The organism is Elioraea sp., assembly GCF_022842375.1.
GTDB lineage: Bacteria > Pseudomonadota > Alphaproteobacteria > Acetobacterales > Acetobacteraceae > Elioraea_A.
The window spans coordinates 1-9,687 of record NZ_JALHPR010000057.1 but is presented as its reverse complement, the minus strand read 5'-3'; the positions used below and the strand labels follow the sequence as shown (position 1 = coordinate 9,687).

Sequence of the window (9,687 nt, the reverse complement as noted above, 5' to 3'; positions counted from 1 at the left end):
GCGCAGTGCTGCGCCCCAACGCAGTGCCGCCCCCCAACGCAGTGCCGCCCCCCAACGCAGTGCCGCCCCCCAACGCAGTGCCGCACCCCAGCGCAGCGCGCCGCCGCCCGCCGCCCGCAGCGGTGGTGGTGGTGGTGGCGGCGGCGGCGGCCGGCGCTGACGCGGAGACCATGTGAAGGACATGACCATGCACCACACGCTGCGGTCCGCCGCACTTGCAGTCGCCGTCACCCTGGCCGCCATCCTGGCGCCGGCTCTCGTCGCGCCTCAACCCGTGCTCGCCCAGGCGGATGCCGGGCCCGTGGTGCGGATGGAGCCGATCCCCGACCGTCCCGCCCCGCCGCCGCAGCCGCCTGCCCAGCAGGCCTTCGCCACGCCAGAGGCAGTGATCGCGGCGATGATCGCGGCGATGCGCGAACCCGGCTTCGAGGCCTTGACGCGCGTGCTCGGCCCTCGCGTTGCTGCCGCCGTTCCGCCTGGCGAGCGGCGCTCGGTCGAGGTCCGCCGGTCGATGGCGGACCAGCTCTCGCGCATGCCCTTCACGATCTCCTACCTCGATGCACAGCAGAGCCGCGCCAGCGTCCTGTTCGGGCCTGACCGGAACCCCCTGCCGGCGACGCTGGTGCGCACCGGGCGCGGCTGGGTCGTCGACCAGGCAGCCACGATCGAAGCGATGCGCGAGCGGCGGATCGGCGTGAACGAGGCCAATGCGATCCGGGCACTCCAGGCACTCGCAGGAGCACAGAATGCCTTCCGGCGGCAGGACAGCGTGGGTGACGGCGTGTTGCAGTTCGCCCAGCGCATCGCTAGCAGCCCAGGCCGCAGCGACGGGCTGGTGCCCTCGCCGCAGGGGGCGCTCCCAGGTGCGGCGATCGGGCTCAACGAGGCCTTCGCCCGCGCCGAGGGACGGCCGAACGATCCGAATTTCCGCCCGGTCGGCGGCTATGGCTATCGCATCCTCACCGCCCAGGGGAAGGCTGCCGAAGGCGGCGAGAAAAGCTACCTGCGCGACGGGCGGCTGACCGAAGGCTATGCCGTGGTCGCCTGGCCCGTGCGGCCCGGCGAGACGGGGCTCTCGACATTCATCATGGACTGGCGCGGGAAGGTCTTTGAACGGGAGTTCGGGACCGACACGGTCGCTGCCGTGTCACGCATGAGCGCGTTCGATCCTGCCCCGGGCTGGCAGCCTGTCGAGCCAACGGAGCGCTGACGGGTCAGCGACAGGCGAGAACGCGCAGGTCGTAGACCGGGTGTTCGAGCATGTTGAGGCCGGGTGAGGCCGCGAACATCCAACCCCTGAACGGCACCTCGGCAGCCCCCGGGCGTGTGTCGCGCACCTCGAGCCAGGCGGCGCTGTCGGGCGGATCGTCAGGTGGGCGGCGGTTGCAGGCACCGACCCGGATCTCGAGCGTGCCGAACCGCACCACCTGGTCGACCGGCGCCTCGAGGACGCTGATCCGCGCCGTCACCTTGTCGAGCGCCTGAAGCTCCGCCATCCGCGCCGGCACCCAGCCTGGGCCCTGCGCGGCAGCCGGGGCAGCGACCAGCAGCAGCGACAGCGCGATGGCGCGCATCGTCTCAGCGCCCATCCGGCAGAGAGGCGACCAGGGATGCAAGCATCTGCCGCAGCCGTTCGGGGTCGACGCCCATCAACACCGCGTCCTCGAAGGCCTCGCGCAGCACGGTGTCGAGCTCGGCCCAGTTCTCCTCGAGCACCTTCAGCTTTTCGCGGCAGGACACCGGCGTACCGTCAGGCTGGAGCCAGCGCCGCCCGGAACCCGCTGCCCCTGCCTCGGCCACGGCCGCCTCATCCACCCGGGCGCGCGGGGGCGGGACCAGGGGCGGGTGCGGGCTGGGTTCCCGGCTGGGTTCCAGGCTGGGCTTCGTTCTGCTTCTGCACGGCGGCGACAAGGTCGGTCACACCGAAGATGAACTTGCCCAGAAGGTCCTCGAAGCTGATCGCCGCCTGCGTCGCGGTGATCACCCCGCCTTCGCCCAGCATCCGGTCGTCCCCGCCCGGCACCAGCGCGATGTAGCGGCCGCCGAGCAGCCCCTCCGACGTGATCGCGGCCGAGGTGTCGCGCGGCAGCTTGATGCGGCTGTCGACGCGCATCGTCACGATGGCGAGGTAGGTCTCAGGGTCGATCCGCTGGTCGATCACCGACCCGATCTTCACGCCTGCCATGCGCACATCGGCACCCGAGCCGAGGCCGTCGATCCTGTCGAACCGGGCGGAGATGGTGACGCCGGGCCCGGTGGTGCGACCGGAATGGCTGACCGCATAGTACAGGAAGAAGGCAGCCACGCCGAGGACGAGCGCGCCGGCGATGATCTCGGCCAAGCTTTTCTTGTTCATCCCGGGCTCTTCTCGTTCATCCCTGGCTCGTGTCGTTCATCGTCGCCACCGTCAGCGCGGCTTGCCGGCCGCGTCATCGCCGTCACCGTCCGGCGACCAGGCCTGGTAGTCGCCGGTCGCGCGCGCGCGACGCCCGCCCTCTAGGTCATGCCCCGGCGGGCGATAGGCGGCAGGCGTGCCGGTGAGGTTCGGCTGGTGGTCCTGCTGCCAGGCGTGGCGGTGGGTTTCCGACAACGGCGCATCGAGCGTGTAGTGCAGCCAGGCATGCCACTCCGCCGGCACCGCGGAGGCGTCGACCGCGCCGGCATACATCACCCAGCGGCGCTGCCGGTGTCCCGGACGCACGCGCCGCTCCTCGTAGTAGGTGTTGCCGAACCGGTCGCGACCCACTTCGCGACCCCTCAGCCTGGTGAAAAGCCGGGTGCCGATCGTCATGCCGATGCCCTGAAAACGAGGCCGGACCATCGCACGGCGCGTGCCGCTGCGTCCAGACACGAAGGGCCACCGCATCTGGTGTGCCACGCCCGCCTCGCCCCCAAGATATGCTTTCCGCCCAGGTTTTCGCACTGTAGGATCGCCGCAGCGCAGACGGAGGGCGACCATGGCGCGGCCAGATCGGCCAGGCAGCCGGCCAAACATGACGCATGCCGAGACATGGGCAGGCTTCGCCTGGACCACGCGTGACGTCGCGGTCGAGGATGCCGCCCATGACGGTGCACAGCGCACCATGTTTCCCCGCGCCGTCTCCATGCCGTCTGCCTACGGCCAGGCCGAGGTCGAGGCCTTCGCCACGCTCGCGCCTGCCGCCGCGACGCTCGCCGATGCGATCGAGCCGCTGTTGCGCGGCTGGCGCAGGGCGGGGCTGACGCGCGGCGTGCTGCCCGGGCCGGAGGAGGCCGAGGGGCTGCTCGATGCGCTCAGGCTCCAGCTCGCCACGGCCCGGGGCGCGCCTGATGCGCCGCTGTGGCACGGCGCGCGCGGGGCGGAGCCGCGCTGGGTGATCGACCTTGCCGCATTCGTCGAGCCCTCGCAGGACATCGCCACGGGGGCTCTCGCCCGCGTGGTGGGCCAGGCGATGACGGCCCTCGAGCTCGCAGGCCCGCACGGGCCGTCGCGCACCGCGGCGATCGTGCCGGCCAACCTCGCCGGTGCGCTGATGGCGTCCGGCTTCGCCTATGCCACGGCAGAGGCGCGCGGCACCGCGAGCGCGCTGCTGGCGCTCGTTCTCGGCACCGCTGTCGAGGCCTCCGCCGGGCTTGCCCGACGCCTCTCGCCCTGCCCCGCCTGGATCGAGCGGCGGAGTGCGGTGCTCGCCCATCTCGAAGCGGCCTTCGACCACATCCTGCCGGGCGCGCCAGCGACACTTGCGGCCGACGCGGCGGCAGCGCTCGACCGCGGGCTTGCGGCGGCCAGGCGGCATGGTCTGCGCCAGCTCGGCCTCGTCGCCCTCGCCGGGCCGGGGCTGGTCGAGCGCATGCTGGGCGCCGACAGCATCGGCGCCGAGCCGCTGGCCGCCATCGTCCGCCACGAGGAAGGGCAGGATGCCAGGCCGCACCGCCGCCTTGCCCGCCCGGCGCTGCGCGCGATCGCGGCCCTCGGCCTCTCGGTGGAGGAGGAGCGCGCGGCGATCGCCGCCATCACCGGCCACGGCACGCTCGCAGGGGTGGCGGAGGAGGCGCTGCGGCTCATCGTCGATGCGGGCCTCGACCCGGCCGATGTCGAGCAGCACCTTGCGGGGGCCGTCTCGCTCGCCCACGCCGCGGCGCTGGCCGACCCCGACGTAATCCTGCCAGAGCATCCGGCGCTGGACGCAGCCGAGCGCCACGCGATCGGCGACGGCACGGCGGACGCAGCACCGCACCTGCCCGATGCCGTGCGCGCGGTTCTCAGCTCGGGTGCGCCCGCGGCGGCGCGGGCGGCGATGGAGGAGGCGGTGACACCCTTCCTCGGTCTCGGCATCACCGCCACGGCGCTGCACACCCCCCGCCGCCGCGCCCCTTCGCGCACCGCGCAACCGAAGCTCGCCGCCGCCTCCTGACCGCGCTACCGTCCGCCCTCGCAATCGACAGGGGGAGCGTGCGACATGGCTGGACGGATCGAGGCGAGGCTTGCGGAACTTGGGATTACGCTACCGCCGGCGGGAAAGCCGATCGCCAACTACGTGCCCTTCACGGTCTCGGGCAGAGGCCTCCTCGTCGTCTCCGGCCAGGTGCCGTTCATCGACGGCAAGATCGCCTTTACCGGCAAGCTCGGCGACGGGGTGAGCCTCGAGACGGGCCAGGAAAGCTGCCGCGTCTGCTTCATCAACGTGCTGGCGCAGATTCGTGAGGCAACGGGCGGCGATCTCGACCGGGTGAAGCAGGTGCTGCGCCTGGGCGGCTTCATCGCCTCGGTGCCATCGTTCACGCAGCAGGCCATGGTGATGAACGGTGCGTCCGACCTCTGCGTCGCCGTGTTCGGCGATGCCGGGCGGCACGCGCGCTCGACCATCGGCGTTCCGGTCCTGCCGGGCGATGCCGCGACCGAGGTCGAGGCGATGGTGGAACTCGCCTGACGTGCGGCGGGGGGAGAGGGTGGCGCGCCGCGCCCTGAGTGCCACATGCACGGCATGCCGCTGACCCTCTCCCTCCACCCGGCCATCGCCGAGATCGCCGCCGCCGACTGGGATGCCTGCGCGGGCGCTGACAATCCGTTCGTATCGCATGCGTTCCTCTCGGCGGTGGAGGACAGCGGCTCTGCCGGCGAGCGCACCGGCTGGCTGCCGCAGCACGCGGCCTTGCGTGACGGTACGGGGCGGCTCGTCGCCTGCGCCCCGCTCTACGCCAAGTCGCACAGCTACGGCGAATACGTGTTCGACCATGCCTGGGCCGACGCGTTCGAGCGCGCCGGTGGCAGCTACTATCCCAAGCTTCAATGCGCCGTGCCGTTCAGCCCCGTGCCGGGGCCGCGGCTCCTCGTACGGCATGACGCGGCGGATGCGCCGGGGCTTCGCGGGGCGGTCGGCGCCGCGCTGGTGCAGGCGGCAGAGGCGCTGAAACTCTCCTCCGTGCACGCGACGTTCTGCACGGAGGCGGAATGGAACGCGCTCGGCGGGCAGGGCTGGCTCAAGCGCACCAACGTGCAGTTCCATTGGCGGAACGAGGGGTATGCGACGTTCGACGATTTCCTGGGCGCGCTGGCGTCGCGCAAGCGCAAGGCGATCCGGAAGGAGCGTGAGCGTGCGGCCGAGGGCCTCGTCATCCGCACGCTGCGCGGGGCTGAGATCACGGCCGCGCATTGGGCGCAGTTCTTCCGCTTCTACCGCGCGACGACCGACCGCAAATGGGGCCAGGCCTATCTCACCCGCGCGTTCTTCCCCCTGCTCGGCGAACGGCTGGGCGATCGTGTCGTGCTCGTCTGGGCGGAGAAGGACGGGCATCCCGTGGCGGCGGCGCTGAACCTGGTGGGCACCGACACGCTCTATGGCCGCAACTGGGGGGCCTCGATCGACCAGCCCTTCCTGCATTTCGAGATGTGCTACTACCGCGCCATCGATTTCGCGATCGAACAGAAGCTCGCGCGCGTGGAAGCCGGCGCGCAAGGGCAGCACAAGATCAGCCGCGGCTATCTTCCCGTTCCCACCTACAGCGCGCACTGGATCGCCCACCCCGGCCTGCGCCGCGCCGTCGCCGACTTCCTCGACCGCGAGCGGGCCGCCATCGCCGAGGAAATCGCCGCGTTGGCCGAGGAAGCCTCCCCATTCCGAAAAGCGAACGAGGTCTGAGGGGCCGATGCTCGCAGCCTACGCGATGCTGACGTCGTCGATGGTGCTCGTCGGCGCGAACGTGCCGGTGGCGAAACTCCTGGCCGAGGACCTGCCGATCCCGCTGATCGCGGGGCTACGCTGCGCGCTGGCCTGCCTGGTGCTGTGGCCCTTGATGCGCGCGATCGAACCGGGGCCGCGGCCTGGGCGCGAGGTGATGCGCAACCTCTTCTGGCAGGCGGCCTTCGGCACGGCCCTCTACAACGCCGGGCTGCTGGCGGGATTGCGGCTCACCACCGCGCTGGAAGGCGGGCTCGTCCTCGCGACGCTGCCAACGGTCGTGGCGCTCGGCTCCGCGCTGTGGCTGCGCGAGCGCCTCTCGCCCCGCGCCTGGGCGGCGGCGGCACTTGCGGCGTTCGGCATGGCCGCGATCAACGCCGTGCGCGCCGGCGGTGGCGGCGAGGGCAGCGTTGTCGGCAACGCGCTGATCTTCGCCGGCGTCGTGGGCGAGGCGGTGTATGTACTGCTCGCGAAACGAAATGCGGGGCGCGTCGGCGTCATCACCGCCGCGTTCTGGATGCAGGTGTTCTCGGCAGCACAGCTCGCGCCTTTCGCGCTGGGCTCGCTCCCATGGCTCGCACCTGGTGCCGCGAACGCGACGAACGCGGCACTGCTGGTGTTCCACTCGCTCACCGCATCGGTGCTGTGCCTGCTGCTCTGGTATGGCGGGTTGCGCCGCGCGCCGGCGAATATCGCTGGCGTGTTCTCGGCGTTCCTGCCAGCGACGGCCGCGGCACTCGGCGTGCTGGTGCTGGGCGAGAGGTTCACTGGCGTTCACGCGGTCGGCTTCGCGGTGATGCTGGCCTCGATCCTGCTCGCAACGTGGCCCGTGCGGGGGCGGGTACCCTAGGCCACGATCGCTGGCATTGGTCGAGCCGGGTCCTGCGACTGATTGCATCCGATTGCGAAGCGATTCGCGTGGCGACCCAAGCGGATTCTGCGCGAGGACGCACGCGCTTGCATGCCATCGCGTCATGCTGCGTCAGCCCGTGGCGCAGAACCGGATCAGCGCAGGAAAAACCGTCGATATTCCCTTGCCGCCTCATGCGTTTCGTTCCTAGCCTGCCTGGCTCATTTGAGCCGGGGGGTGTTCATGAAAAGAAACATATACGCAATGAATTTCGTGATCCTGACGCAGGGAACGGCGGAACGTGCCGCCGTGTTCCGCGACAGGGCCGCAATCGTCGCGGGCGATCGCGCTCACGATGGCGACACGCCTGGCCGATTCATCTCCACTTTGGTCGGAGGTGCGTGATGATCGAGGGGCCGCGAATTCCGAGGCCATCGGCCGAAAGCGAGCGGAATCACCAGCGCCGCGCCGCCATCTTTGAATGGCTGCTCGTCGCCTGCCTGCTGATCCTCGTGGCGACCGTCGCGCCGATCGTCTGGCGCGTCGCGGAACGGTGGCTGGCATGACGACGGGCATCATGCGTCGCGGCGGCAGCGGCTTGCCTGCCCCCGGGCCACGCGCCCGCATCCATCGCACCGGCTGCGTCAGGCCGTGGCGCAGGACCAGAATGCGCAAGAAAATCGCCGAAAGAGCCTTGCCGCCGCATGCGGTCCGTTCCTAGCCTGCCTTGTTGATTTGAAGCGGGGGACGACAATGAAACGATTGGTTTTTGCAATGATATGCCTCGTTATGTTGCAGGGGACGGAGGCGCGGGCCGCCGTGTTCCTCGACAGGGCTGCATGGCAGCAGGCGATGGACCAGATCCAGGCTGATCTGCGGGTCGAGCGGGATGTCGACAATCATCTCGTTCACGCACCGATCCGCACGCGCGCCGTGTCCTTCGAGGATGCCGGGGGCGTCTTTACCGACCCGTCGGAAGAGGCCTTCGTATCGCGGACATCGGGTGGCGCGCCGGAGGTCTGGTGGCCTCGGACATTTCTTCTCAGTGGTGCGCAGACTGACTACACGCCAGGCCGCTTCATCGCCTTGCTCGGCTGCGCCTCCGCCTTCTGGCCGTGCCTGGGCGCGTGGTCGATCACCTACGAGTTCGAGCAGCCGGTCTATGGCTTCGCCGGAACGCTGGATTACTTCGTCGGAGTTATGGGCTTTACGCCGGAGCCTATCCCGTTCTTCGAGGCGGCGTTCGATGCGGCACAGGAGCGGCAGCGAAACCAGTACACCGGCTTCTTCGGCGTCACCGGGCTGATGGACAGCTTCACGCTGACGTTCCGTGTCGGACAGAGTTTCGATGACTTCGCCTATGTCGATTTCCAGGGCGTGATGGTGGTGGTCAGTGAGCCGCCGCTTGCGCTCACCTTCGCGCTCCTGGCCCTGGTGATGCTCGCTGTCGCGCACCGGGCCACGCGTGTCGGCTTGGTGGGCGTGGCCAGCCCTCGGTGAGGGCGTGGCTCTCCTGCACGGGTGCTGAACTGCTCGCGCGCGATGCCGCCGACATCGTCGGCCGGCTCGCCGCGGTGCAGGCAGCGCAAGGGCTGTCGGCGAGTGCCGAGCAGATCGGGGCGTGGGAGGCGTCGATTGCTCGGCTCCGCGCGATGGTCGCTGCCAACGATGGCGGCGCATGGACCATCGCGCTTGAGTACGACCTGATCCGCCTCGGCAAGCGGATCGACGCCGTGGTGCTGACCGACCGCGCCATCATCGTGCTCGAGTTCAAGACGCGCGATGCCTCGCCCACAGCACTCGCGGAGGCAGAGGACTACGCCCTCGACCTGCGCGACTTCCATGCCGGCTCGCGCGATCACCCGATCGTGCCGATCCTGCTGACGGAAATGGCAGCACTGCCGCTGCCGTCCCAGCCACCGCTGCTCTGGCATGGCGTCGTGCCGCCTGTCGCGGGCGGTGGTGCCGGCCTCGCCGCGCTGGTCGGCTGGGTGCAGCGTCATTGTCCGTTGGCACAACGATCGCTCGACGGTGCGGCGTGGCTCGCGGCCCCGTATCGCCCCGTTCCCGGCATCGTCGAGGCGGCGACGATGCTCTATGCGCGCAACGGTGTCGCTGACATTGCGGCAGCGCGTGCCGATGCGGCCAACCTCACCCGCACCACGGCGGCGATCGCGCGCGCGGTGGCGCAGGCGAAGGCCGACAATGCGCGCGTCGTGGTGTTCGTCACCGGCATTCCCGGGGCCGGCAAGACGCTGTGCGGCCTCAACGCCGTGTTCGGCCCTGCGCGGCAGGAGGGTGCCGCTTTCCTCAGATCATGGGCCGGCACGCGGGCTGGTCGGTCATCGTAGCGCTGATCGGCATTGGGTAGGTGGGGACTTTAACTCCGATCCTGATATTCCCTGAGCGGGCGAGAATTGCACGCGCTGGTGCGCCATTTGATGGAAGACGAGATCATGTGCGACGGATTGCGGACAATTGCACGTTGGCAGCCAGCGGCCACTGCGCCGATTGGCCAGCGGGTGCTGGCAACGACAGCGAACGGCGACGTCTTCATTGCTGGAGTTGCCCCCATCAAACCGGACAAGCGGCTTGGGTTGGTGACTGCGCAGCGATGAACTCACGCGGCGAGCGCATGCGCAAGCCACTGTGAGGGTGGATGGTGTTGTAGTCCTCGAA

13 protein-coding genes are annotated in these 9,687 nt (G+C 70.1%); 9 read left to right on the top strand and 4 right to left on the bottom strand.

The genetic code is table 11. The annotated features are described in order from the left end of the window. Positions 1-181 precede the first annotated feature (181 nt). Complete coding sequence (locus Q0C38_RS22690; protein WP_291299420.1) at positions 182-1,210, top strand: DUF2950 family protein; 1,029 nt, start codon at positions 182-184, stop codon at positions 1,208-1,210. Between the two features lie 4 nt (positions 1,211-1,214). On the opposite strand, the gene Q0C38_RS22685 is transcribed toward Q0C38_RS22690, so the two are convergent. The 4 genes from Q0C38_RS22685 to Q0C38_RS22670 are packed head-to-tail and all read right to left on the bottom strand — an operon-like array spanning position 1,215 to position 2,791. Beyond that, positions 1,215-1,589: a DUF2155 domain-containing protein gene (locus Q0C38_RS22685; protein WP_291299419.1), complete on the bottom strand. Its 375-nt coding sequence runs from the start codon at positions 1,587-1,589 to the stop codon at positions 1,215-1,217. Next, positions 1,579-1,815: a hypothetical protein gene (locus Q0C38_RS22680; RefSeq protein WP_291299418.1), complete on the bottom strand. Its 237-nt coding sequence runs from the start codon at positions 1,813-1,815 to the stop codon at positions 1,579-1,581. Before Q0C38_RS22680 ends, Q0C38_RS22685 begins: the two co-directional genes overlap by 11 nt. Continuing rightward, positions 1,808-2,356: an outer membrane lipid asymmetry maintenance protein MlaD gene (gene mlaD / locus Q0C38_RS22675; RefSeq protein WP_291299417.1), complete on the bottom strand. Its 549-nt coding sequence runs from the start codon at positions 2,354-2,356 to the stop codon at positions 1,808-1,810. The genes Q0C38_RS22680 and mlaD overlap by 8 nt, the downstream gene beginning before the upstream one ends. A gap of 51 nt (positions 2,357-2,407) precedes the next feature. Then, complete coding sequence (locus tag Q0C38_RS22670) at positions 2,408-2,791, bottom strand: NADH:ubiquinone oxidoreductase subunit NDUFA12 (protein ID WP_291299416.1); 384 nt, start codon at positions 2,789-2,791, stop codon at positions 2,408-2,410. A 202-nt stretch (positions 2,792-2,993) separates the two neighbouring features. On the opposite strand from Q0C38_RS22670, the gene Q0C38_RS22665 reads away from it, so the two are divergent. From Q0C38_RS22665 to Q0C38_RS22630, 8 genes are all read left to right on the top strand, one after another. Beyond that, positions 2,994-4,394, top strand: a complete 1,401-nt coding sequence (locus Q0C38_RS22665; RefSeq protein WP_291299415.1) for a hypothetical protein — start codon at positions 2,994-2,996, stop codon at positions 4,392-4,394. Positions 4,395-4,439: 45 nt separating this feature from the next. After that, entirely contained in the window at positions 4,440-4,910 is a 471-nt protein-coding gene (locus Q0C38_RS22660; RefSeq protein ID WP_291299414.1) for a RidA family protein, read from the top strand. A 54-nt stretch (positions 4,911-4,964) separates the two neighbouring features. Beyond that, positions 4,965-6,119 (top strand): GNAT family N-acetyltransferase, encoded by a 1,155-nt coding sequence (locus tag Q0C38_RS22655; RefSeq protein ID WP_291299413.1) that lies wholly within the window; start codon positions 4,965-4,967, stop codon positions 6,117-6,119. Between the two features lie 7 nt (positions 6,120-6,126). After that, positions 6,127-7,008, top strand: a complete 882-nt coding sequence (locus tag Q0C38_RS22650) for a DMT family transporter (RefSeq protein WP_291299412.1) — start codon at positions 6,127-6,129, stop codon at positions 7,006-7,008. Between the two features lie 264 nt (positions 7,009-7,272). After that, positions 7,273-7,413 (top strand): hypothetical protein, encoded by a 141-nt coding sequence (locus Q0C38_RS22645; protein WP_291299411.1) that lies wholly within the window; start codon positions 7,273-7,275, stop codon positions 7,411-7,413. Then, entirely contained in the window at positions 7,413-7,574 is a 162-nt protein-coding gene (locus tag Q0C38_RS22640; RefSeq protein ID WP_291299410.1) for a hypothetical protein, read from the top strand. The genes Q0C38_RS22645 and Q0C38_RS22640 overlap by 1 nt, the downstream gene beginning before the upstream one ends. Before the next feature lie 223 nt (positions 7,575-7,797). After that, positions 7,798-8,508, top strand: coding sequence for a hypothetical protein (locus Q0C38_RS22635; protein ID WP_291299409.1), 711 nt, complete (start codon positions 7,798-7,800; stop codon positions 8,506-8,508). Then, positions 8,505-9,359, top strand: a complete 855-nt coding sequence (locus tag Q0C38_RS22630; protein WP_291299408.1) for a DNA/RNA helicase domain-containing protein — start codon at positions 8,505-8,507, stop codon at positions 9,357-9,359. The genes Q0C38_RS22635 and Q0C38_RS22630 overlap by 4 nt, the downstream gene beginning before the upstream one ends. The last annotated feature ends 328 nt before the right edge of the window (positions 9,360-9,687 follow it).

What these genes read in the sequence shown, in the direction of transcription:
- Q0C38_RS22660 (WP_291299414.1), top strand. Translation starts at nt 4,440, where the DNA reads ATGGCTGGACGGATCGAGGCGAGGCTTGCGGAACTTGGGATTACGCTA.
- Q0C38_RS22655 (WP_291299413.1), top strand. Translation starts at nt 4,965, where the DNA reads ATGCCGCTGACCCTCTCCCTCCACCCGGCCATCGCCGAGATCGCCGCC.
- Q0C38_RS22670 (WP_291299416.1), bottom strand. Translation starts at nt 2,791, where the DNA reads ATGACGATCGGCACCCGGCTTTTCACCAGGCTGAGGGGTCGCGAAGTG.
- Q0C38_RS22665 (WP_291299415.1), top strand. Translation starts at nt 2,994, where the DNA reads ATGACGCATGCCGAGACATGGGCAGGCTTCGCCTGGACCACGCGTGAC.
- Q0C38_RS22635 (WP_291299409.1), top strand. Translation starts at nt 7,798, where the DNA reads ATGTTGCAGGGGACGGAGGCGCGGGCCGCCGTGTTCCTCGACAGGGCT.
- Q0C38_RS22640 (WP_291299410.1), top strand. Translation starts at nt 7,413, where the DNA reads ATGATCGAGGGGCCGCGAATTCCGAGGCCATCGGCCGAAAGCGAGCGG.
- Q0C38_RS22645 (WP_291299411.1), top strand. Translation starts at nt 7,273, where the DNA reads ATGAATTTCGTGATCCTGACGCAGGGAACGGCGGAACGTGCCGCCGTG.
- Q0C38_RS22650 (WP_291299412.1), top strand. Translation starts at nt 6,127, where the DNA reads ATGCTCGCAGCCTACGCGATGCTGACGTCGTCGATGGTGCTCGTCGGC.
- mlaD (WP_291299417.1), bottom strand. Translation starts at nt 2,356, where the DNA reads ATGAACAAGAAAAGCTTGGCCGAGATCATCGCCGGCGCGCTCGTCCTC.
- Q0C38_RS22690 (WP_291299420.1), top strand. Translation starts at nt 182, where the DNA reads ATGACCATGCACCACACGCTGCGGTCCGCCGCACTTGCAGTCGCCGTC.
- Q0C38_RS22685 (WP_291299419.1), bottom strand. Translation starts at nt 1,589, where the DNA reads ATGGGCGCTGAGACGATGCGCGCCATCGCGCTGTCGCTGCTGCTGGTC.